The organism is Mycobacterium sp. GA-2829 (assembly GCF_001499965.1).
Classification (GTDB): domain Bacteria; phylum Actinomycetota; class Actinomycetes; order Mycobacteriales; family Mycobacteriaceae; genus Mycobacterium.
In genome coordinates this window covers 43,883-65,065 of the sequence record NZ_LQIT01000006.1, presented here as the reverse complement: position 1 = coordinate 65,065, position 21,183 = coordinate 43,883, and the positions used below count along the sequence as shown (strand labels likewise).

The window sequence follows — 21,183 nt, the reverse complement described above, 5'->3', positions numbered from 1 at the left end:
GCCTGCATCGAAAGCGCCTCGGCAGATGGTTTACTGAGTTGTACAGCTGACAACCAGTCGGCGTGACTCAACCGGGAGGTCAGGTGGCTCGTACGCCCCCGCTGGCTCCCATGATCGGGGCCAGTCCCTCGGCGACGACGGTGCGCTCCCCCAAGACGGCGGAGCTGGTCGCGGGCACCCTGCGCCGCATGGTCGTCGACGGCAAGCTCAAAGAGGGCGACTTCCTGCCCAACGAGGCCGAGTTGATGGCGCACTTCGGCGTCAGCCGCCCGACGCTGCGCGAAGCGGTGCGGGTGCTCGAATCCGAACGCCTCGTCGAGGTCCGCCGCGGTTCGCGGACGGGCGCGCGGGTGCGGGTGCCCGGACCGGAGATCGTGGCGCGCCCGGCGGGTCTGCTGCTGGAACTGTCCGGCGCGACGATCGCCGACGTGATGACCGCACGGTCGGGTATCGAACCGATGGCCGTGCGGCTGCTGACCGAGGGCGGTGACACCGCGGCGTTCGACGAACTCGAGCAGACCCTCGACGAACACGTCGTGCAGAGCTGGCAGGACGGCCGGCTCGCCGAGACCACCGGCGACTTCCACCGCCGCATGGTCGAGCTCTCCGGAAACGCCACGCTGACGATCATGGCCGGCATGCTCCACGAGATCACGGTCCGCCACACGGCGTTCGCGATGAAGGAGAGCAACCCGCCGTCGAAGGCCGACTACGAGAAGTTGATGCGGTCCTACCGCCGGCTGCTGCAGCTGATGCGCTCCGGCGACGGCGCGGGCGCCGAGGCGCACTGGCGGAAACACCTCGACACCGCGCGCGCCCTGCTGTTGCAGGGACTCGAGGACGTCAAGGTCCGCGACGTGATGGGCTGACGCCCTCCCGCCACGTCACATGCACCGCGATGTCGTCGCTCCACGGCTGCCCGGTCACCATGTCCGCCACGTTGACGTAGCCGCGTTCGAACTCTCCGGTGGCGGCGTCGACCAACCGGTACTCCTGGCGTTGCCGGTGGATGGGCTGGGCGTCGAGGAGGATGACGCGCACCTCGTCCGGTTCGAACTGGCAGCGCTCCTGCATCGCGGCGATCAACTGCTCGTTGTGCATGTGGCCGTCGCCGAAGTTCCAGCCGACCGCGGTGCTGCAGAGGCGCTCACCCTCGGTGATGACGTAGTCGTCCTCGTTGCGTCCGGCGAGCGCGTTGTGCACCAGGGTCAGCAGCGCCTTGCCGTGAGAATTGAAGCCGCGGAACGCATATCCCTTGTACAGGTAGATCATCGCCTGCTCGGGGCTGCCGTAGACCTTCTCCAGTTGGGAGGCGGGCATGCTGGCGATCGCGACGAGCCCGCGCTCGATCTTCTCGTTCGCCGACGGTTTGATGCACCACCACGTGGTGTCCCAGTTACCCGCGTAGTACCGCATCCCGGGCAGGAAGGAGACCTTGCGCGGGAACAGGTTTCCCAGCGCGACGGTGACGGCCAGCACGGCGAACAGCACCACCGGCAGCGGCGTGCTCATCTCGGACAGGCCGAGGTCGGCGTGGCCGACGAACAGCGTCACGACGCTGAACATCATGAAGACGTTCCACTCCAGCGGCACGCCCATCGGGATCGCCGACAGGATGCCGAAGTGGAAAACCAGCATCACGAACGCCGCGATCGCGGTCGGCCAGCCGCCGTGGCTGAACAGCAGCACCAACGGCACCAACATCTCGATCGCGGTGCTGAAATGCGCAATGACCCGCGAGATCCGGCCCGGCCGCAGATCGTCGGGGAAGTTCTCGAAGAACTTGCGCTTGAGCCACTTCGTGCGGATCAGCGGATTGTTCGACATCATCGTCGAGATCACGAACGGGAAGTGCTTGTTGAGCTTCGAGGTGGCCGCGCCCACCCAGATCGCGACGCAGACGAGTTTGGCGGCCAGCAGCATGTCCACGCCGTGGCCGACGAACAGGAACGCGACGGTGAACGAGCCGTACACCTCACCGCGAGCGGCCAGGAAGATCACCTTGTCGCGCAGCCCGAGTACCGCGAGCAGCCCGAGCACGGTCCAGATCTGCCACAGCGGCAGCACGCCGACCGTCGTGCCGAGTGCGGGCACCGGACCGGTCCCGCCGGAGAAAAGCGCGACGAGCAGGACGACGAGCAGCGCCCCGTAGAGCGCCGCGTCGAAGGGAGTGCGGGTGTCGCCCTTGGTCAGCGGTACCCGGCCTGGCCACGGTGGCAGCCGGATGGTGCCGGGCCGCAACCAGTAGAGGATCGACCCCATCGGCGGGAAGAACCGGTTGTTGAGCGGACCGAAGCCGCAGCCGAGGCCGACCACCTCGAACAGCATCGTGAACAGCACGACCTTCTGGAACACGATGGGTTCGGTCCACCACTGGGCGACGTTGGTGAACCCGTCGATACCCGGGGTGGCCAGCGCGAACAACCAGCCGCCGAGGACGTAGAGCAGGATCTTGACCACGTAGAACAGGTGCATGACCACGGGCGTGCCGAACCCGACCTCGGCCCAGTGCCGGGCCATCGGGCGGATCTTCTCGGAGCGGGTGCCCTTGTTCCACTCTTCGAAGTCGACGACGGGCATGTCGGGCTTGAGAAATCCCATGCCCCAAAGACTAGAACGTGTTCTAGTTGCGCGGAACGGGTTGGGTCATCTCCGCGCGACCAGACACAGATTCGCGTGATCCGCGGCCCGAGAGCGCGAATCTGTGTCTGCTCGCGCGAAACGTCACCCGGTCTTGGCCGGCGGGCGGTAGAAGATCGCCAACTGGCCGATACCCCCGGCCAACCCGAGGATCAGCGCGATCGCCAGACCCCACCAGCCCGACACCAGATCCCATACCCCGGTGCCGTGGAACAGCGCGTAGTCCAGGCTGAGCTTGCCGGGTCCGATGGCGGGGATGGCGACGGCCGCGGCGGCCAGCACCAGGTTGTACTCCCAGCCCTCCTTGACGATGAAGAACCCGTTGGCGCGGTGCACGGTCCACGCGGCGACCAGCATCAACGCCACGAAGCCCGCGGCGGGCACCGGGGTGAGCAGGCCGACGGCCAACCCGATCCCGGCGGCCATCTCGGTGGTCGCGGCGACGCGGGCGTGGAACATACCCGGTTTCATGCCGATGCTGTCGAACCAGCCGGCGGTGCCGGGGATGCGGCCGCCGCCGAAGAACTTGTTGTAGCCGTGGGCGGCCATCGTCAGGCCCAGCACCACGCGCAGGATCAGAACGCCGACATCGTAGGCAGTCATGCGACAGAATCTAGGCCATCTGTAAGGCCGTCGAGTACCCCACCTCGCTAGGTGCGTCGGTCCAGCGCGTCGGCCAGCCGCGACATGTAGACGTCGAGGTCGCCGACCGCGGATGCGGCGGCGTGCACGCTGACCGCGACGGTGTCGCCGATGCCGTGCACGCCGTGGGTGAGCCCCATCATCGGCGACAGCGCCGGACAGCCGGTCGTCAGCACCACCGGCGCACCGCCGAAGTGCAGATCGGCGGCCCCGCGCGCCACGCTCGAGACGACGGTGTTGCCGATCGCCGTCGGGGAGCGCACGGTCGGGTCGAAGGCGTCGACACCCCACCGCATCAACGGTGCGGGCACCGCCGCGGACGCCAGTGCCGCGGCCCGCATCCCGGGGTGCGCGGCGCGCTGCCGTCGCTGTGCGAGTTCACCGGCGATACGGGCGCTGCGCTCGGCATGCGGCAGATCGGGATGCAGCCCGACGCCGACGTTGCCGAAGTGATTGTGCGCGCGCCGGGGTCCCGCGGTCGCCATCGGCACCTCGGCGCCGAGCGCGGACGGATCGTCGCCGAGGTCGCGCAGGTGGTCGGCCAGCGCGCGGGACACCGCGGCGAGGACGGCGACGGTGACGGTCGGGCCGGCCAGCTCGTCGCGGCGACGGACCAGGACCCGCAGGCCGAGACGTCCGTCCGGGCGGGCGTTGCTGCGTAAGACGGGTCGCGAATCAGCCTGCGCGGGAACGTTGCCCGCGTCGACGTCGCGGACCAGCTGTCGGTGGGTGCGGGCCGCGCGAACCGCCCGTGCGGGCAGCGTCCACGTCTCCCACGTCGGCACGGGCACCGGCGGGACGGGGGTGGCGCGGCCGAACAGCCACCCGGCCAGCGCCGCGGACCGCATCCCGTCGGCCAGCGCGTGCGACATCTGCACCACCGCCACGGTCGCCGGACCTTCCACGCCCGGCATGCCTGACACCGGGGTGAACACGTGCAGCCGCCACGCGGCCGTGCGCGCATCGAGCGGATCGGCGGTCAGCTCCGACACCGCCGCCAGACAGCCCGCCCAGTCGCCGCCCGCATGGGTCCGCACCTGGGTCCGGTCGACCCCGCCGTCGATCCACTCGGGATACCGCAACCGACCCCGCTCGCGCACCCGCAACCGCAGCTCACCGCAGGCCCGCGCCCGATCCACGACCGCCGCGAGCGCCTCGGACAGGTCGTCGGGGACACCGGCGAAACCGTAGATCAGGAACTGGTCGTTCGGGATCTTCGCCGCGATCCACAGGTTCTGGGCGTCGAGCGCCGCGAGCCGACGCACGGTCATGGTGTCCGAGGTTAGGCTTCGGCGCATGCTCCCGCCCACCAGCACCACCGGCGTGGCGCTGGTCACCGGCGCCTCGAAAGGTATCGGCGCCGAGATCGCCCGCGAGTTGTCAAGACGCGGTTACCGTTTGGCGCTCGTCGCCCGCCAGGCCGACCAGCTGCACGCACTGGCCGCCGAGCTGGGACCCACCGCGCACGTCCTGCCCGCCGACCTGTCGCGCCCCCAGGACCGCGCCGCGCTGGCCGGGCGGATCGGCGACCTCGGCGTCGAGGTGGACCTCCTGGTCAACAACGCGGGCATGTCGAACCTAGGCCCGGTCGCGCAATCGAATCCGGCGGCCGAGCTGGCGCTGGTCGAACTCGACGTCGCCGCGGTGGTCGACCTGTGCAGCCGCTTCGTACCGGGCATGGTCGCGCGCGGGCGCGGCGCGGTGCTCAACGTCGCCTCCGTCGGCGCATTCGGCCCCGTGCCCGGGCAGGCGACCTACGCGGCGGCCAAGGCGTTCGTGCTGTCCTACACCCACGCGCTGCGCGAGGAGACGCGCGGCACCGGAGTCTCGGTCGCGACGCTGTGTCCGGGACCGGTGCGCACGGGGTTCGGCGAACAGGTCGGCATCCCCGATGACGTGGCCGAGAAGATGCTGCCGCCCTTCATGTGGCGACAGCCCGACGCGGTGGCCCGCGCGGGTCTCGACGGGCTCGCGGCAGGCCGGGCCGTCATCATCCCGGGGGCACCGAATCGCATTGCGGCAGCGGTCAATCACCTCACCCCGCGGCGGCTCCTGCTGGCGGCGCTGAGCCGGGCGCACCCGGGGATGACGCGGACCTAGCCGGCGGTCCCGATGAAGTCCACGATGTGGCGACCCACCACGTCGGGCTGTTCGAGCTGCAGGAAGTGCCCCGCGTGGTCGACGATCGCGGTCGCACTGCCCGCCGGCAGCACCCGCTCCACCCACGGCGTGAAATCGGCTGTTGCACAACCGTCGTCGCGGCCGTGCAGGTACAACGTGGGCAACGCGGGCGCCGACAGCCAGTGCCGGTGCAGTTCGGCGTACTGCGCGGGCGGCCGCGAATTGCGCACGGTCGCACGGTAATAGCCCAGCGCGGCCCGCCACCTGCGGCGCACACCGATGGCCGCGTCGACGTGTCGCACGTCCTCGGCGGCGTGATAACCCGGTGACCACTGCCGCCACAGCCGGGGCACCACCCAGGACGCCGACCGGTCGGGCAGGCCGGGCAGCTGGAAGAAGAAGATGTACCAGCTGCGCAGCATCTGCCGGGGCAGTTGGGCGGCCAGTCGCGCACCGTTCGCCACCCGGCCCAGCGGCCGGAACGCGGCGGCCGGCGGCACCGACATGATGACGGCCCGGTCGAACGGACTGTGCGGCATCGCGGCCAGCCCGGTCCCCGCGATGGCGCCCCAGTCATGGCCGATGATCACATCGCGACCCGTCGGACCCGCCGCGGCCAGTACGCGCAGCGCGTCGTCCATGAGCGCGCCGACGTGGTAGCTGCGGTCGGACGGCACCGACGACGGCACGTACCCACGCATGAACGGCGCCACCACCCGCCAGCCGGCGTCGGCGAGTGCGGGCGCCACTTTGCGCCAGCCGTAGGCGGTGTCGGGGAACCCGTGCAGGCACAACGCGACCGGGCCGTGTTCGGGACCCCAGACCAGCGCCCGCAGCTGCCCGGCGGGCGTGGACACATCCAACCAGCGCGGCGTCATCAGATCGGCTGGAAGTTGGAGACGAGCCACTGGTCGCCGACCTTGTCGAGGGTGACCCGCACGCTCGACGCGGTGGTGCTCGGCGGCTCGGAGCCGACGGTGACGGTCTGGTTGACGAACAGCAGCACCACGGCGTGGTCGGCGTCCGCGCTGACCGACGCGGCGGCGGGCACGTCGGTGACGGCGGCGATCTGCTGCTCTCGGGCGCCGGGCACGACGACGCTGTCGATCAGCGAACTGTAGGTGTCGCGGAAGCTGCCGGTCAGCTTCTCCTTGGCGGCGCCGAGTTGCTGGTCCACGGTCTGCGGTTCGTAGGTCAGCATCGCGATCGCGATGCTGCGGGCCGCGGCCACCGAATCCTCCCGCGCCGCCTCGGCGCCGTCGGTGGTGGAGTTGCGCCAGAACAGGTAGCCGCCCGCGACGGCGAGGATCAGTGCGACGGCGGGTACCACGCCGAACGCCACCACCCGCGACCACGGGATTCCGCGGCGGGCGGCCGGCGGCGCGGCGGTGGCTGTCTCGTCGGGAACGGTCTCCTCGACCGCGGTCGTCTCGGGCTCGAGCTCGTCGACGGTCTTCTGCTCTTCCTCGGGGATGCCGGTCACTGCACGAACTCCACCTGCGAGACCTTCGCGCCGTCGTCGACGCGTTCGACCGTCAGCCGCATGCGCCACGCCCGCGGCGCCTGCTCCGGCGCACCCGCGTTCGACGACTGCACCGTCACCGCCACCAACACCTCCGCCTTACCGTCGGACACCGACTCCAGCCCGGCCTCGCCGAGCGTGCCGACCGACTTGGACTTGGCCTCCTTGACCACCTGCAGGAACGGTTCGGCCCGCTTCTGGAAATCGTCGTAGAACGTTCCGGTGGCCACGTCGAGCACCCGTTGCACGTCGGCGTCGGCCTGCTGCCAGTCGATCGAGGTCAGGTTCTGCGCGGCCTGACGGCCGACCTGCAGGTAGAGCTCCCGCTCTTTGCTGTCCTGGTTGGCCTGGTAGGCGCGGTAGCCGAACCAGCCCGTCACGCCGGCCAGCACGACGACCAGCGCCAGTCCTGCGATGAGGACGGTCCGCACCGGTGAGCGGCCCGCGGGCGCCACGATAGGCGCGGCATCGGCGGGTTCGACCGCGGTTTCGTCGTCGACGGTCGCGATCGGTTCGCCGTCGGGGGCGGGGGCATCGTCTGCCATGTCTGCTCCTCTGCGGCACCCGGGATCACCTCATCCCGGCTTCCGCCAAACGTTACGTGGCGGGCCGTGAGCGTCAGTCGGCGACGTGCCGCAGCGATCAGACGGGGGCGACCGCGTCCTCGAGTTCGGCGATGACGATTCTGCGCATCCCGAGCATCGCCTTCGAGGCCGCCGCGGCCCGGACCGGATCCGGGTCGTCGAGCAGTTCGGTGAGCCGGTCCGGCACGATCTGCCAGCTCAGCCCGAACCGGTCCTTGAGCCAGCCGCACTGCGACTCCTCACCGCCCTCGACCAGCCGGTCCCAGTAGTAGTCGACCTCGTCCTGGTCGGCGCAGTGCACGGTGAACGACACCGCCTCGGTGAACGGGAACTGCGGCCCGCCGTTGATGCCGATGAACCGGGTGCCGTCGAGCACGAAGACCCCGGACACCACCTCCCCCGTCGGGCCGGGGCAGGCCTCGGTGAAGCGACTGAGGCTCTCCACCTTCGAGTTGGGGAACACGGACGTGTAGAAGGCGACGGCCTCCTCCAGGTCGTCGTTGAACCAGAGCGACGGGGTGATCGACGGCATCGGAACTCCTCGGGATTGTCGTGGCGTCTTCCCAGAGGTGACTCGCGCGGACCGCCGAACTCATCGCGGCCGGGCGCAAACGCCCCGGTAACGTGACGCGCGTGAGTACCGCGGAGACCGTGTCGTATCGGGGCGCCGAGGGGCTCACCCTCGTCGGCGACGAGTGGAATCGAGGCGCGGAGTCGGCCGCGGGCCGGCCCACGGTGCTGATGCTGCACGGCGGCGGCCAGAACCGGTTCTCGTGGAAGAACACCGGCCAGATACTCGCCGACGCGGGTCTGCACGTGGTGGCGCTGGACAGCCGCGGCCACGGCGACAGCGACCGCTCCCCCGAGGCCCATTACTCCGTCGACGTGATGTGCGCCGACGTGCTCGCGGTGCTCGATCAGATCGCCAGGCCGGTGGCCTTGATCGGCGCCAGCATGGGCGGGTTGACCGGCATCCTCGTGGCCCGCGAGGCCGGCGCCGAGCGGGTCACCCAGTTGGTGCTCGTCGATGTGGTGCCGCGGTTCGAACAGGACGGCAGCGCCCGGATCCGCGACTTCATGGTCGACCATGTTCACGGGTTCGACACCCTCGCCGACGCCGCCGACGCGGTGGCCGCCTACCTGCCGCACCGGAGGCGACCCAAGAGCCATGACGGCTTGAAGAAGAACCTGCGCCAGCGCGACGGCCGGTGGTACTGGCACTGGGATCCGGCATTCGTCGCGGGGAACGGCGACGACCCGTTCGTCCACGCCGACGAGCTGGAGAAGGCCGCGACGGAACTGACGATTCCGATCCTGCTCATCCGTGGCAAGCTTTCCGACGTGGTCAGTTATGAAGGGGTGCAGGAGTTCCTGCGCACGGTCCCGAGCGCGGAGTTCGTCGAGCTGTCCGACGCCGGGCACACCGCTGCCGGTGACGACAACGATGCGTTCACCGAAGCCGTCGTCGGTTTCGTGAGCCGGTGACCGCCCGCCGCACGGCCGGATTCGACTTCCTCGAGACTCCGGCGCTCCCCGCCCCCCAGGTCAGCGTCGCCGACGCGCAGCGCATCCTCGCCGCGCACTACGGCATCGACGCCGAGGCCGTCTCCCTCGGCAGCCAGCAGGACAAGAACTTCGTGGTCCGCCGGCCCGGCACCGACGACGTGCTCGGCGTGCTCAAGGTGTCCAATCCCGCCTTCAACGAGGTGGAGGTGGCGGCGCAGGACCTCGCCGCGCACGCGATCGCCGACGCCGAACCGCAGCTGCGGATCGCGGTGCCGCTGCCGAACTCCGCCGGCGCCGAGGTGACGGCGGTGGACGGGTTGCTGGTGCGGCTGCTGACGTTCCTGCCCGGCGGCACGCTGATCGACGCCGACCACATCGGCCCGGCGGCGGTCGCGGGCCTCGGCGAGGTCGCGGCGCGGGTCAGTCGGGCGCTGAGCGGGTTCGAGCACCCTGGGCTGGACCGCGTGCTGCAGTGGGATCTGCGCTACGGCGCCGACGTCGTCGACGCGCTGATCGGCCACGTCGGCGACCATGTGCAGCGGGAACGGCTGCAGACCGCCACGCGCGAGGCCTGGGCGCGGATCAGCCGCGTCGCCGACGACCTGCCGCGTCAGGCCGTGCACCTGGACATCACCGACGCGAACGTCGTCGTGTCGCGGGCGGCCGACGGGTCCCGGCGGCCCGACGGGGTCATCGACTTCGGCGATCTCACCCACACCTGGGCGGTGTCGGAGTTGGCGATCGCGGCGTCGTCGGTGCTGGGGCACACCGGCACCGAACCCGTGTCGATCGTGCCCGCGGTGCGCGCCTTCCACGCCATCCGCCCACTTTCCGCCGCGGAGATCGACGCGCTGTGGCCGATGGTGGTGCTGCGGACGGCGGTGCTCATCGTCAGCGGCGCCCAACAGGCCGAACTCGACCCGGACAACGCCTACGTCACCGAACAGTCCGACGGTGAGTGGCGGATGTTCGAGCAGGCCACCTCGGTCCCGATGGACGTGATGACCGCGGTGCTGCGCGCTGAGCTCGGTGTCGCCGCGCCGCGCGCCGAGGTCACCGCCACGGTGCCGATGGTCGGCGCGGAAGACGTTGTCACACTGGATCTCTCGACGACCTCCGACGTGTACGACCACGCGTTCGTGCCCGGCGGCTGGTTGTCCGCCGACCTCGAGGACCGGCTCGCCGCGGACGCGGTCGCGCGCGGAGCGACGCTGGTGCTCACCCGCTTCGGGGAACCGCGCCTGACGCTCGCACCCGCGTTGAGCCAGCGCAGCGCCGAGGTGGTACCGACCGGGATAGGGCTGTGGCCGGCCGAAGCGCTCACGTTGGTGGCGCCCTGGGACGGTGAGGTGACCGCCAGCGGCGAGGATGCGGTGACCCTGCGCGGTCGTGACTTCGAGGTGACGCTCACCGGCGTGCATCCCGGCCTCGTGACCACGGTGGTCAAGGCCGGCGACCCCCTCGCTCACGCCGATGCCGCACGCTGGGCCGAGGTCGCGGTCCGCCCGGTCGGTGCGATGCTCGCGCCCACACTGGTGCGCCCCGAGATGGCGTCGGGGTGGTTGGCGCACGTGCGCGATCCGCGGCCACTGCTCGGCCTGCCGCCGGAGGCGCCGGAGTCCCCCGCCGCCGGTGAGCTGGTCGCACGCCGCGACCGCGCGTTCGCCACCGTGCAGGAGCACTACTACCGCACGCCGCCGCAGATCGAACGCGGCTGGCGGCACTATCTGATGTCGACGGCCGGGCGCTGCTACCTCGACATGGTCAACAACGTCACCGTGCTCGGACATGCGCATCCGCGGATCGCCGACACCGCGGCGCGCCAGCTGCGCAGGCTCAACACCAACTCGCGGTTCAACTACGCCGCGGTGGTCGAGTACAGCGAACGCCTCGCCGCCGAACTGCCCGATCCGCTCGACACCGTGTTCCTCGTCAACTCCGGTTCGGAGGCAAGCGATCTCGCGATCCGCCTGGCGCTGGCTGCCACGGGGCGCCGGGACGTGGTCGCGATGCGCGAGGCCTACCACGGCTGGACCTACGGCACCGACGCGGTGTCCACGTCCACCGCCGACAACCCCAACGCGCTGACCACCCGCCCGGACTGGGTGCACACCGTCGAATCGCCGAACAGCTTCCGCGGCAAGTACCGCGGCACCGAGGTCGGCCGCTACGCCACCGAGGCCGTCGCGCAGATCGAAGAACTCGTCGCGGACGGCCGCGCCCCGGCGGGGTTCATCTGCGAATCGGTCTACGGCAACGCGGGCGGTATGGCGCTGCCCGACGGATACCTCCAGCAGGTGTACACGGCGGTGCGCGGTGCGGGCGGCCTGGCGATCGCCGACGAGGTCCAGGTCGGCTACGGCCGTCTCGGACACTGGTTCTGGGGTTTCGAACAGCAGGGCGTCGTACCCGACATCGTGTCGGTGGCCAAATCCACCGGCAACGGCTATCCGCTCGGCGCCGTCATCACCAGCCGGGCGGTGGCCGAGGCGTTCCGGTCGCAGGGGTACTTCTTCTCCTCAACCGGCGGCAGCCCGCTGTCGTGTGCGATCGGACTGACCGTGTTCGACGTGCTGCGGTCAGAAGACCTGCAGGGCAACGCAGTTCGCGTCGGTGGTCACCTCAAGTCACGGTTGGAGGCGCTCGCCGACAAGCATCCGATCATCGGCACGGTGCACGGGGTCGGGTTGTACCTCGGGGTGGAGATGGTCCGCGACCGGGAGACGTTGGAGCCCGCGACGCAGGAGACCAAGGCGATCTGCGAACGGATGCTCGACCTCGGCGTGATCATCCAGCCGACCGGTGACCACTCGAATATCCTGAAGACCAAACCGCCGCTGTGCATCGACGTGGAGTCGGCCGACTTCTACGTCGACGCCCTGGACCGGGTACTCACCGAGGGCTGGTGACGCGGTGACCGGATACCAGATCACCGCCGTCGTCCTCGCCGTCCTGGCGGTGGCGGAGGCGGTCGGTCTGGTCACGCTGTGGGTGCTGCTCACCCGCGCCCGCCAGGAGGCCGACGAACTGCGTGCCCGCGTCGACACCCGCAGCGCGCTGCTCAACGGCGGCAGGGAAGCGGTCAAGCATGTCTGGCAAACCGCGAACCTGGTGCGGGAGAAGGGTTTCGGCGGGGCGATCACGTCGTCGATCGAGGACCTCGCCGACTGGTTCGAGGTGGAGCGGCCCGACCTGGCACGGCTGGCGCCCAACGGCCGCGTGGCGATCATGTTCTCCGACATCGAGGATTCGACGGCGCTGAACAACCGGATCGGCGATCGGGCGTGGGCGCGGCTGATCGGACGCCACGCTCGTTCGGTGCAGCGGTTCGTCAAGGATCACGACGGCCATGTGGTGAAGAGCCAGGGCGACGGGTTCATGGTGGCGTTCGCCGCGCCCGAGAACGCGGTGCGCTGCGCGATTGCGCTGCAGCACGCACTTCGTCGACGGCCCAACGGGATTCGGGTGCGGATCGGGATCCACACCGGCAAGTCGGTGCGGCGCGGCGAGGACCTGTTCGGCCGCAACGTCGCACTGGCCGCGCGGGTGGCCGCCGAGGCCGACGGCGGCGAGATCCTGGTCAGCGAGGCGGTGCGCGATGTGGTCGACGGGGTCGACGGCGTCACGATCGGCGACAGCCGCGAGGTGTCGCTGAAAGGTTTCTCGGGCAAATACCAGCTGTACGTCGTGAGCGATTAGCGTCCCTCGGCGCTCACCGTCGGCGTACTGTGCGGCCAGTCGGGTAGCCACGGGAGGGCTTGCGATGGCTTCGCTTCGGGTGTTGTTCGCCATGACCGCCGCGACGGTGCTGTTCGCGGGTGCCGGAGGCGTGCTCGCGCCGGGGACGGCGACCGCGTTCTCCAGTCCCGATCTGCCAGTGGAGCAACTCGAGGTGCCGTCGGCGGCCATGGGCCGCACCATAAAGGTCGAATTCCTCAGCGGCGGACCGGGTTCACACGCGGTGTACCTGCTCGACAGCATGGAGGCGCCGGAGGACGTCAGCGGCTGGGACCGCAACACCGCCGCGTTCGACATCCTCAACGGCTCGGGGCTTTCGGTGGTGATGCCGGTCGGCGGCGAGTCGAGTTTCTACAGCGACTGGTATCAACCCGCGGTGGGCAACGGCAGGACCGTGACCTACCGGTGGGAGACGTTCATCACCGAGGAACTGCCGACGTGGCTGGCGGCCAATCGCGATGTCGCCGCCACCGGGAACGCCGCGGTCGGCGCGTCGATGGGCGGTTCGGCGGCGCTCACGCTGGCGATCTACCACCCGCAGCGCTTCATCTACGCCGGTTCGCTGTCGGCGTTCCCGAACCTGTCCGAAGGTCCGTGGCCCGGACTGGTCGGACTGTCGATGAACTGGAACGGCGGCTTCAGTTCGGCCGCGATGTGGGGTCCGCCCGGTGATCCGGCATGGGCCCGCAACGACCCGACCGTCAACGTCGACCGCCTCGTCGCCAACAACACCCGCATCTGGGTCTACTGCGGCAACGGGGCGCCCACCGACGTCGCCTACGCCAACCCCGCCCCGGTGGCCGGTGAGGGGTTCCTCGAGGGCTTCGCGATCGACTCGAACCGGACGTTCGAACAGCGGTACCTCGCCGCGGGCGGCCACAACGGCGTGTTCAACTTCCCGCCCAACGGCACCCACAACTGGGGCTACTGGGCGCAGCAGCTGCAGCAGATGCGCCCGGATCTGCAGCGGGTCCTCGGTTAACGCCGCCGGCCCGCCAGCACCAGCGGCAGCCGCACCAGGGCGAGGAGCTGGTTCATCCGCCGTCGCCGCGCCCGGATCTTGAGCGCCACGCGCACCCCGACGCACGCCCCGGTCACCACCACGACGATCCACAGAGTTGCCGCCACCAGATAGATCGTCTCGACCACCCTGCCGAGCGTTCCCGGTCCGCGTCGCGCCGAGGTCACGGACGAGACACACGTCTATCCCAGCGAGAGCCCCGCGTAGATCTGCTCGAGCATCGGGGCCAGCATCGCCTGCGCGGTGGTCCTGCCGTCCGGAGACAGCGTGAGGTTGGTCCAGATCACCAGGCTCACCTCGTTGTCCGGGTCGTAGCCCATGAACGAGTTGAACCCGGGCAACTCCCCACCGTGGTAGTACATCGCCGCGCGCGGTGCGAACCGCTGATACGAGATGCCGTACCCGTACTGCTGGCCGCCGGGCGCATCCGGGTCCTCGGGCCGCAGGCTCCTCGTCCACTGCCGGTGGTGGTCGTCGTCGAAGACCTCACCGGTGACCAGTGCCTTCATCCAGGTGCTCAGATCGTCGGCGGTGGAGATCGCTCCTCCCGCGGCGGTGGCGTACGACGGGTTCTGGTTCGTGTAGTCCACGGGTTTCAGCGTCCCGGCGCGCGCGGCGGCCTGCATCTCGGCGGGGTAGGGATCGTCGGCCAGGGCGTAGAAACTTCCGCCGTACATGTAGCCGTGCGAATAGGGCGCAGGCATGGCGGTGTCGTCGGCGGCGGGCAGCGAGGTCTTGGTGAGGCCGACGGGTTCGAACAGCCGGTCGCGGAACTGTTCGGATAGTGTTCGGCCACCGGCCTTCTCGGCGATCAGACCGAGAAGCGCATAGTTGGTGTTGCTGTACTCGTACGCGGTGTCGGGCGGGAACTGCGGTGGGTGGCGGTAGGCGATGGCGAGCACTTCGGCCGGTGTCCAGGATTTCGCAGGTTCGGCGTCCATCACCTGCGCGAGCGAGGGGTCCTGCGTGTACCCGTAGAGGCCGCTGCGCATCGTGAGAAGGTCTGCGACGGTGATGTTCTCGCCGTTGGGCACGTCGGGGACGTACGCGGTGACGGGGTCGGTGAAGCGGATCCTACCGTCCTGGGCGAGCAGCACGATCAGCGCCGCGGTGAAGGTCTTGGTGTTGGAGGCGATGCGGAAATGCGTGCCGGCGGTCGGTGGCGTGCGGGTACCGACCTCGGTGGTGCCCGCCGCGGCGTCGTATCGTCCCTGTGGGGTGTGGACGAGGACGAACGCGCCGGGCACCGTCAGTTCGTCGGCCAGCCGTTGGACCACCTGTTGGAGCGCCCGGGGGTCGATGGTGCGCAGTGCCGGCTCTGACGGGGACGTACAGGCGGCGACGAGGACCGCGACGCCCGTCGCGACAGTGGCGATACGGAGCGCATGCCTTCTGCGCGAACGCCGGGACCCGCACGTTCGGACGACGAACATCGTGGTCGCACCATATCGCTCGGCACACTGACATAGGCTCGGAATGTGCGAGACGACGGGCTCGGGCACAGCGGCGACGGGGACTCCGAACTGGATCAGGCGTTGTCGGGTGGGAGTGCCCAGACGGTGGGGCGGTTCCGCTTCTACATCGACGAGGAGCGGTGGGAGTGGTCGGACGAGGTGCAGCAGATGCACGGCTACGCGCCGGGCGAACTGCCCGCTCCGACCACGGCACAGGTGCTGGCGCACAAACATCCCGACGACCACGAGCATTTCGTCGGTGCGCTCGAGGACACGCGCCGGACGCGGGCCGCGTTCAGCACGCGGCATCGGATGATCGACGCCAATGGCGTCCACCACCGCTTGGTCGTGGTGGGTGATCAGCTGCGCGACGAGAGCGGCGCCGTCGTCGGCACGCACGGGTTCTACATCGACGTGACGCCGGCGGAGGCGGCCTACGAAGGGCGGATCTCGGCGGCCGTCGCGGACGTCTCGGACCGGCGGGTGGTCATCGAGCATGCCAAGGGGATGCTCGGACTGCTGTACGGTCTCGACGCGGAGGCCGCGTTCGCGTTGCTGAAGTGGCGGTCTCAGGAAGCCAACGTGAAATTGCGGGCGTTGGCGGTCCAACTCGTCGAGGATTTCCGCGCGTTGAGTGGACAGTCCGACGAGCTCCCGCCGCGGCGCGTGTACGACCAGACACTGATGACCGTGCACGAGCGGGTTTCGGACCGCGAGTCACACGCGGTGCACCGGTCCTCCGACAACACCTAGACGGCACCACAGGTATCCACCTGCTTGTTTTTCGCGTAGCCTTCGTGTAGCGGCCGACTTTTTTCGAAGGACTGCACGTAGTGCGACCGTGATGAGGATCCGAATCCTCCCGTCGTCGTACAGCAACCGCGGCGTTCACACCATCAAGAACCCGCGGCGGCGTCTCGCGGGCACGCCGTAGGAAGAAGATTCCGTTGAGTGATTCCGCCCAGAGTTGGGCCCGTGACAAGCGACGGTTCGTCGCCGACGCGGATGAAGCATCGAGGCTGGGCGTCGCCCCGAAACGCGACCATGGCTACCCCACGGGTCCGTTGGGTCGCCAATTCGCTGATCTGACAACCGCTTTGCTCAATGCGCAGACCGTCGCGGACGTGCTCGAGCAGGTCGTCGATGCCATCATGAGCGTCGCCCCGGACGTCGACGTGGTGAGTGTGACGCTGCGCAACCCCGACGGCACGTTCCATACACCGCTTGCGACGCACTCGGTGGGCCGCATGCTCGATCAGTGTCAGTACGACATGGACGAGGGACCGTGCGTGACCGCCGCCATGAACCCCGGACCGGCATTCGCGGCGTGGCCCGAACCCGACGTCCCGTCGCCGTGGCCGCGTTTCACCCGCGCCGCACGCAAGCTGGGTGTGGAGGCGATCCTGTCGCTGTCGTTGCTCCCCATGCCCCAACCGCCGCGGTTGTCGGGGGCGTTGAACCTGTACTCCCACTCCCCCGCAGGACTCGATGCCGTGGACAGGGGTGCGATCCTGCTCCTCGCCACGCACGCGTCCTTGGCGCTGGCCAACACCGAGGCGGTCACCACCGCCAAACTCCGCGAGGCCCAACTGCGTCAGGCGATCGACAGCAGGGATGTGATCGGGCAGGCGAAGGGAATTCTCATGGGTCGGCGCAACATCTCGGCGGACGAGGCGTTCGACATCCTGCGGAAGTCGTCGATGGAACTCAACATGAAGTTGGCCCAAGTAGCGAAAATCGTTGCGTCACACCCGGATATCTTGGGCTGATCTCACCGTGCGAACTGCTCGCGCACCGCATCCCTGTCGATCAACGACCACACCTCGGCGATCCGTCTGTCGGTGAAGCGGTAGAAGACGTGTTCTGCGAAGGAGATTCGCGCACCGGTCGGCTGCAGTCCCAGGAACTCACGTTGTGGGGTGCAGTCGAACGCCAGCCGACACGAGACCATGTCGCCGTCGGCGAGCAGGATCTCGGGAACGAAGCGCAGGTCCGGCGTCGCATGGGTGTCGGCCTCGAGCATCGCGCGGTAACCGTCGAGCCCCAGCCGCCGACCGTTGTGGGTGACGTCGTCGGCAACGTGCCGGCTCAGGTCGTCCCAGCGGCGTTCGTTGAGACAGGCGAGATAGGCGCGGTAGGTCTCGGACAGATCGGTGTTGGTCACCGATCCATCGTCGCGTGTGAGGGCGGTGACCGCCCGAGAAGGTGCACGCTGCTGAACACGTTCGAGTTGCGTCCGAGCGGTCACCTAGCGGGGACCATGGATGCAACTACTTCTGGTGTCCCGCCGGCACGTCTTACCCGCCCGCCGAACTTCTCAAACGTACCGGTCATGGTCCATCGACTCGCCGTTGCGTCTCCGCCACCGCACGCGCGATCTCGGCGCGCTCCCGTTCGGCCGCGGCATGCATGCGCTGGTCGGCGTCATCGAGACGCCGCAGTCGTTCGCGTTCACGCTCTTCGACCGCGCCCTCACGTTCGTCCGCGCGCACTTCCCGCTCGTCGGCAGCTTGTTCACGCGCGTCCGCGATGCGGTCCCGGTCGTCGGCCAGGCGGTCGCGTTCGTCGGCGACCTGCTCGCGGCGTGCGAGGTCGTCTTCGCGTCGCGCGAGACCCCTTGCGCGATCGTCCAGCTCAGCGGCGCGGTCCCCGTCTGTGTCCCGCGCGTCGGTCCGTTCCTCACCGACCACGGGTCAACTCTAACGCCGCGACGGCGCGTGGACGACGAGACGAGCGTCGGCCCTACACTTTCGGCGATGCCCGAAGACGACATCAGGAACCGCTACGGCGAGCTCGCCGACGTCTACATCCGGATGTTCGGTTCGGTGGCGCAGGTGCACTCAGAGGATCTGCGGTTCCTGGCGCGCAATCTCTGATCGTGCGACGGCACCGTGCTGGACGCCGGGCGATCGTGCCCGGCGGAACGCTCGTGGTGGGGTGCTTCGAGGGCGACACGGTCGAGGCGTTCGCGCACAAGGTCACGACCGCCTACCGGTGGCCGGTCGACGGGATGGCGCGGATGCTGGCCGCGGCCGGGTTCAGTGAGGTGGACCGGCTGCGGCGACCCGGCAGCGCCGATGTGCGGTCGCATGCGGTGCTGGCGGCGGGTTAGCGCGTCCGCGCGCCGCCCAGACGACGGTTGTTGACGGATTCCGCGGGATTTCGGTCACCTTCCGTAGTCTCGAGCGAACTTCGCGCGAGCGGCATCCGTGACCGGAGTGAACAGATTGACCAGGTTCCCGTCGGGGTCACGGAACAACAGCGCACGGTTACCCCACGGCATCGTCGTCGGCTCGGTGACCACCTCGGTGAGTTCGCCACGAAGCCGCGCGTACTCGGCATCCACGTCGTCGACGAGGAACTCGAGGATCGCGCTGCGATTCGCGGCGGGCTCGGCGGATCCGGCACCGAACAGCGCAACCGTCTTGTCGCTTCCGATCGCCAGCGTGCCGACCGGCGTGGGGATCTCCGCGAACAGTTCGTTACCCCAGACGGCGGCCACGCCGGTGACCTTCTCGTAGAACGCAACCAGCCGGTTCACGTCGGCGGTGATGATGCGGGTCGACACGAAATTCATACGCCGGATGCTAGGGACGCCCTCCGACAAGTCAGCTCCGCGAGACTACGGAAGGTGACGCATTTCGCGGGATTTCCGTCATCTTCCGTAGTCTCGGCGCACTCTGCAGCCCTAGACGTTGAAGCGGAACTCCACCACGTCGCCGTCGGCCATCACGTAGTCCTTACCCTCCATGCGGACCTTGCCCGCCGCCTTGGCTGCGGCCATCGACCCGGCCTCGCGCAGATCGTCGAACGACACGATCTCGGCCTTGATGAAGCCCTTCTCGAAATCCGAGTGGATCACCCCGGCGGCCTTCGGCGCGGTGTCGCCCTGATGGATCGTCCACGCCCGCGCCTCTTTCGGCCCGGCCGTCAGATAGGTCTGCAGCTTCAGCGTGTGGAAGCCGGCCCGCGCCAGCGCGTCGAGCCCGCGTTCGGTCTGCCCGATCGACTCCAGCAGCTCCGCCGCGGACTCGTCATCGAGCTCCTGCAGTTCCGCCTCGATCTTCGCGTCGAGGAACACACAGTCCGCAGGCGCCACCAACTCCCGCAGCTCGGCCTTGCGCGCCTCGTCGGTCAGCACCGACTCGTCGGCGTTGAAGACATACAGGAACGGTTTGGTGGTCATGAGATTCAACTCCCGCAACAGGCTGACGTCGGTGCCCGCGGCGAACAGCGTCTTACCGCCGTTGAGCACCTCCTGCGCGGCGAGCGCCGCGTCCAGGACGGGCTTGCGGTCCTTGTGCGTGCGGGCTTCCTTCTCCAGCCGCGGCACCGCCTTCTCCAGCGTCTGCATGTCGGCGAGGATGAGCTCGGTCTCGATCACCTCGATGTCGGATTTCGGGTCCACCTTGCCGTCGACGTGCACGACGTCGTCGTCGGCGAACACCCGCACGACCTGGCAGATCGCATCGCATTCGCGGATGTTGGCGAGGAACTTGTTGCCCAGGCCGGCCCCCTCCGAGGCGCCCTTCACGATCCCGGCGATGTCGACGAATGTCACCGGCGCGGGCACAATCTTCTCGGAATGAAACATCTTCGCGAGCTCGACGAGCCTGGGATCCGGGAGCGCGACCACACCCTCGTTGGGTTCGATGGTCGCGAACGGGTAGTTCGCCGCCAGCACGTTGTTGCGCGTCAGCGCATTGAACAGAGTGGACTTACCGACATTCGGCAGTCCGACGATTCCCAGGTTGAGGCCCACAGGAACCACAGTCTGCCAGAGCGCGACGGGCACGCCCGCGCGCGCTGGACGCGCGCTCTCGGGACGAGCCGGTACGGTCTAGCTGTGTCCGGACAGCGCGCACGGTCGGCAGTACCGGCCGACCACCGCTCTGTGCATCCACTTTTCCCAGGTCTGCCCTGGTGGGGTGCGGTGGTGCTGGCGTTCACCCTCACCGCCGTCGGCTTCGCGTTCGACGCCGGCTCCGGCAGCCGTGAACTCGGGTCCGTGTTCGCCGGATGCTACGTCCTCGGCTGCCTGCTCGCCGTACTCGCCGTCCGGCAGTCCGGCCTGTTCACCGCGGTTATCCAGCCGCCGTTGCTGCTGTTCGTGACCGTGCCGGGCGCCTACTTCCTCTTCCACGGCTCCGAGATCCAGGGCCTCAAAGACCTGGCGATCAACTGTGGCTATCCCCTCATCGAGCGGTTCCCGTTGATGTTCTTCACATCCGCGGCGGTCCTGCTGATCGGGATGGCCCGCTGGTACCTGGGCATGTCCGCCCGCCACGCGAACGCCACCGCCGGCGAGGCGGCACCGGCCGCGAAACCCGGCGGCGGTCTGCTGGGCACACTCACCGCGACGGTGTCCGGGCTGTTCGCCAAACCCGCGGCCGGCGACGGTGACGCGGAGGATGCGCCGCCGCGGCGCCCGCGCAGCGCCGAACGGCCGCGGCGCACCGCCAAACCGGCCGCCGAGCGCAGCCGCACCAGGCGTGACACCGCACGCGCCGGAGCCGCACGCAAACCGACCAAACGCGCCGCACCGTCGCGCTCACGGCACAACCGCCCGCCGGAGACCGAGATCATCGAACCCGTCGTCGACCGGCCGCGTCGGCCCCGCTCGGCGTCACGGACCTCCGAGACCCCGGAGCCGCGGCGCCGGTCCCGCACCCAGGCGCCGCGCGAAGCCCGTGAACCGCGCAAGCAGCAGCCGCCCCGCGCGCGGCGGTCGTCGTCGAACGACAGATCCGAGCGCCGGACCGAGCGTCCCAGCCGCTTCGACGCCTACGAGCCCTACGAGCCGCCGGAGCCACGCAACGGCAGCCCGGGCCATCACCCGATCTCGCGGGTGCGTTACCGCGGCGCCGACGGGGACGACCAGCCGAGCCAGTACCGCAGCCGTCCGCGTCCCCGCTCGGAGTGGGATGCCGACGCGTGGGAGTACGACGTCTGACG

General features: G+C 69.3%; 23 protein-coding genes. 10 read left to right on the top strand and 13 right to left on the bottom strand.

Annotated features, from left to right (window positions below; genetic code table 11):
• The first annotated feature begins 83 nt into the window (after positions 1 to 83).
• Complete coding sequence (locus AU194_RS05230; protein ID WP_059088172.1) at positions 84 to 869, top strand: FadR/GntR family transcriptional regulator; 786 nt, start codon at positions 84 to 86, stop codon at positions 867 to 869.
• Here the strand turns inward: AU194_RS05230 and AU194_RS05225 are convergent.
• From AU194_RS05225 to AU194_RS05215, 3 genes are all read right to left on the bottom strand, one after another.
• On the bottom strand, positions 844 to 2,601 hold the full coding sequence (locus tag AU194_RS05225) for a DUF3556 domain-containing protein (RefSeq protein WP_059088171.1): 1,758 nt from the start codon (positions 2,599 to 2,601) through the stop codon (positions 844 to 846). The two genes, AU194_RS05230 and AU194_RS05225, sit on opposite strands and share 26 nt — an antisense overlap.
• A gap of 123 nt (positions 2,602 to 2,724) precedes the next feature.
• A complete protein-coding gene (locus AU194_RS05220; protein ID WP_059088170.1) occupies positions 2,725 to 3,243 on the bottom strand; it encodes a DoxX family protein in 519 nt (172 codons plus the stop codon).
• A gap of 47 nt (positions 3,244 to 3,290) precedes the next feature.
• Positions 3,291 to 4,553 carry a WS/DGAT domain-containing protein gene (locus tag AU194_RS05215; RefSeq protein ID WP_059088248.1) on the bottom strand — a complete coding sequence of 421 codons (1,263 nt, stop codon included), beginning with the start codon at positions 4,551 to 4,553 and terminating at the stop codon, positions 3,291 to 3,293.
• 25 nt (positions 4,554 to 4,578) lie between these two features.
• Between AU194_RS05215 and AU194_RS05210 the strand changes: the two genes are divergently transcribed.
• Positions 4,579 to 5,382: an SDR family oxidoreductase gene (locus AU194_RS05210; RefSeq protein ID WP_059088169.1), complete on the top strand. Its 804-nt coding sequence runs from the start codon at positions 4,579 to 4,581 to the stop codon at positions 5,380 to 5,382.
• On the opposite strand, the gene AU194_RS05205 is transcribed toward AU194_RS05210, so the two are convergent.
• From AU194_RS05205 to AU194_RS05190, 4 genes are all read right to left on the bottom strand, one after another.
• Positions 5,379 to 6,281: an alpha/beta fold hydrolase gene (locus AU194_RS05205; RefSeq protein WP_059088168.1), complete on the bottom strand. Its 903-nt coding sequence runs from the start codon at positions 6,279 to 6,281 to the stop codon at positions 5,379 to 5,381. The two genes, AU194_RS05210 and AU194_RS05205, sit on opposite strands and share 4 nt — an antisense overlap.
• Positions 6,281 to 6,886 carry a hypothetical protein gene (locus AU194_RS05200; RefSeq protein WP_059088167.1) on the bottom strand — a complete coding sequence of 202 codons (606 nt, stop codon included), beginning with the start codon at positions 6,884 to 6,886 and terminating at the stop codon, positions 6,281 to 6,283. Before AU194_RS05200 ends, AU194_RS05205 begins: the two co-directional genes overlap by 1 nt.
• On the bottom strand, positions 6,883 to 7,470 hold the full coding sequence (locus tag AU194_RS05195; protein WP_059088166.1) for a tetratricopeptide repeat protein: 588 nt from the start codon (positions 7,468 to 7,470) through the stop codon (positions 6,883 to 6,885). The genes AU194_RS05200 and AU194_RS05195 overlap by 4 nt, the downstream gene beginning before the upstream one ends.
• 97 nt (positions 7,471 to 7,567) lie before the next feature.
• The gene (locus AU194_RS05190) at positions 7,568 to 8,041 is read right to left on the bottom strand and encodes a VOC family protein (protein ID WP_059088165.1); all 474 of its coding nucleotides are present in this window, start codon (positions 8,039 to 8,041) and stop codon (positions 7,568 to 7,570) included.
• A 92-nt stretch (positions 8,042 to 8,133) separates the two neighbouring features.
• Here AU194_RS05190 and AU194_RS05185 point away from each other — a divergent pair, with 92 nt between their 5' ends.
• From AU194_RS05185 to AU194_RS05170, 4 genes are all read left to right on the top strand, one after another.
• Positions 8,134 to 8,994: an alpha/beta fold hydrolase gene (locus tag AU194_RS05185; protein ID WP_369804025.1), complete on the top strand. Its 861-nt coding sequence runs from the start codon at positions 8,134 to 8,136 to the stop codon at positions 8,992 to 8,994.
• A complete protein-coding gene (locus AU194_RS05180; RefSeq protein ID WP_059088163.1) occupies positions 8,991 to 11,924 on the top strand; it encodes an aminotransferase in 2,934 nt (977 codons plus the stop codon). Before AU194_RS05185 ends, AU194_RS05180 begins: the two co-directional genes overlap by 4 nt.
• Positions 11,925 to 11,928: 4 nt before the next feature.
• The gene (locus AU194_RS05175) at positions 11,929 to 12,714 is read left to right on the top strand and encodes an adenylate/guanylate cyclase domain-containing protein (protein ID WP_059088162.1); all 786 of its coding nucleotides are present in this window, start codon (positions 11,929 to 11,931) and stop codon (positions 12,712 to 12,714) included.
• 64 nt (positions 12,715 to 12,778) lie between these two features.
• Complete coding sequence (locus tag AU194_RS05170) at positions 12,779 to 13,735, top strand: alpha/beta hydrolase family protein (RefSeq protein ID WP_059088161.1); 957 nt, start codon at positions 12,779 to 12,781, stop codon at positions 13,733 to 13,735.
• Here AU194_RS05170 and AU194_RS31640 read toward each other — a convergent pair.
• Both AU194_RS31640 and AU194_RS05165 read right to left on the bottom strand, forming a co-directional pair.
• On the bottom strand, positions 13,732 to 13,941 hold the full coding sequence (locus tag AU194_RS31640; RefSeq protein WP_157575903.1) for a hypothetical protein: 210 nt from the start codon (positions 13,939 to 13,941) through the stop codon (positions 13,732 to 13,734). The two genes, AU194_RS05170 and AU194_RS31640, sit on opposite strands and share 4 nt — an antisense overlap.
• Before the next feature lie 15 nt (positions 13,942 to 13,956).
• The gene (locus tag AU194_RS05165; protein ID WP_059088160.1) at positions 13,957 to 15,207 is read right to left on the bottom strand and encodes a serine hydrolase; all 1,251 of its coding nucleotides are present in this window, start codon (positions 15,205 to 15,207) and stop codon (positions 13,957 to 13,959) included.
• A gap of 45 nt (positions 15,208 to 15,252) precedes the next feature.
• Here AU194_RS05165 and AU194_RS05160 point away from each other — a divergent pair, with 45 nt between their 5' ends.
• Positions 15,253 to 15,981 (top strand): PAS and ANTAR domain-containing protein, encoded by a 729-nt coding sequence (locus AU194_RS05160; protein ID WP_059088159.1) that lies wholly within the window; start codon positions 15,253 to 15,255, stop codon positions 15,979 to 15,981.
• A gap of 194 nt (positions 15,982 to 16,175) precedes the next feature.
• Positions 16,176 to 16,997, top strand: a complete 822-nt coding sequence (locus AU194_RS05155; RefSeq protein ID WP_082698483.1) for a GAF and ANTAR domain-containing protein — start codon at positions 16,176 to 16,178, stop codon at positions 16,995 to 16,997.
• Positions 16,998 to 16,999: 2 nt separating this feature from the next.
• Here the strand turns inward: AU194_RS05155 and AU194_RS05150 are convergent, their stop codons facing one another.
• Positions 17,000 to 17,392: an ester cyclase gene (locus tag AU194_RS05150; RefSeq protein WP_059088158.1), complete on the bottom strand. Its 393-nt coding sequence runs from the start codon at positions 17,390 to 17,392 to the stop codon at positions 17,000 to 17,002.
• Positions 17,393 to 17,558: 166 nt separating this feature from the next.
• Positions 17,559 to 17,918: a hypothetical protein gene (locus tag AU194_RS32130; protein WP_082698482.1), complete on the bottom strand. Its 360-nt coding sequence runs from the start codon at positions 17,916 to 17,918 to the stop codon at positions 17,559 to 17,561.
• A 188-nt stretch (positions 17,919 to 18,106) separates the two neighbouring features.
• Between AU194_RS32130 and AU194_RS30920 the strand changes: the two genes are divergently transcribed.
• Positions 18,107 to 18,340, top strand: a complete 234-nt coding sequence (locus AU194_RS30920; protein WP_231743170.1) for a hypothetical protein — start codon at positions 18,107 to 18,109, stop codon at positions 18,338 to 18,340.
• Between the two features lie 54 nt (positions 18,341 to 18,394).
• Here AU194_RS30920 and AU194_RS05135 read toward each other — a convergent pair whose 3' ends face one another.
• Together AU194_RS05135 and ychF are read right to left on the bottom strand one after the other, a co-directional pair.
• Positions 18,395 to 18,805 (bottom strand): VOC family protein, encoded by a 411-nt coding sequence (locus tag AU194_RS05135; protein ID WP_059088155.1) that lies wholly within the window; start codon positions 18,803 to 18,805, stop codon positions 18,395 to 18,397.
• Positions 18,806 to 18,916: 111 nt separating this feature from the next.
• Positions 18,917 to 19,990 (bottom strand): redox-regulated ATPase YchF, encoded by a 1,074-nt coding sequence (gene ychF, locus AU194_RS05130; protein ID WP_059088246.1) that lies wholly within the window; start codon positions 19,988 to 19,990, stop codon positions 18,917 to 18,919.
• Positions 19,991 to 20,074: 84 nt separating this feature from the next.
• Between ychF and AU194_RS05125 the strand changes: the two genes are divergently transcribed.
• A complete protein-coding gene (locus AU194_RS05125) occupies positions 20,075 to 21,181 on the top strand; it encodes a DUF6542 domain-containing protein (protein WP_059088154.1) in 1,107 nt (368 codons plus the stop codon).
• Positions 21,182 to 21,183 lie beyond the last annotated feature (2 nt).

What these genes read in the sequence shown, in the direction of transcription:
- AU194_RS05225 (WP_059088171.1), bottom strand. Translation starts at nt 2,601, where the DNA reads ATGGGATTTCTCAAGCCCGACATGCCCGTCGTCGACTTCGAAGAGTGG.
- AU194_RS05220 (WP_059088170.1), bottom strand. Translation starts at nt 3,243, where the DNA reads ATGACTGCCTACGATGTCGGCGTTCTGATCCTGCGCGTGGTGCTGGGC.
- AU194_RS05215 (WP_059088248.1), bottom strand. Translation starts at nt 4,553, where the DNA reads ATGACCGTGCGTCGGCTCGCGGCGCTCGACGCCCAGAACCTGTGGATC.
- AU194_RS05210 (WP_059088169.1), top strand. Translation starts at nt 4,579, where the DNA reads ATGCTCCCGCCCACCAGCACCACCGGCGTGGCGCTGGTCACCGGCGCC.
- AU194_RS05205 (WP_059088168.1), bottom strand. Translation starts at nt 6,281, where the DNA reads ATGACGCCGCGCTGGTTGGATGTGTCCACGCCCGCCGGGCAGCTGCGG.
- AU194_RS05195 (WP_059088166.1), bottom strand. Translation starts at nt 7,470, where the DNA reads ATGGCAGACGATGCCCCCGCCCCCGACGGCGAACCGATCGCGACCGTC.
- AU194_RS05190 (WP_059088165.1), bottom strand. Translation starts at nt 8,041, where the DNA reads ATGCCGTCGATCACCCCGTCGCTCTGGTTCAACGACGACCTGGAGGAG.
- AU194_RS05170 (WP_059088161.1), top strand. Translation starts at nt 12,779, where the DNA reads ATGGCTTCGCTTCGGGTGTTGTTCGCCATGACCGCCGCGACGGTGCTG.
- AU194_RS05165 (WP_059088160.1), bottom strand. Translation starts at nt 15,207, where the DNA reads ATGTTCGTCGTCCGAACGTGCGGGTCCCGGCGTTCGCGCAGAAGGCAT.
- AU194_RS05135 (WP_059088155.1), bottom strand. Translation starts at nt 18,805, where the DNA reads ATGAATTTCGTGTCGACCCGCATCATCACCGCCGACGTGAACCGGCTG.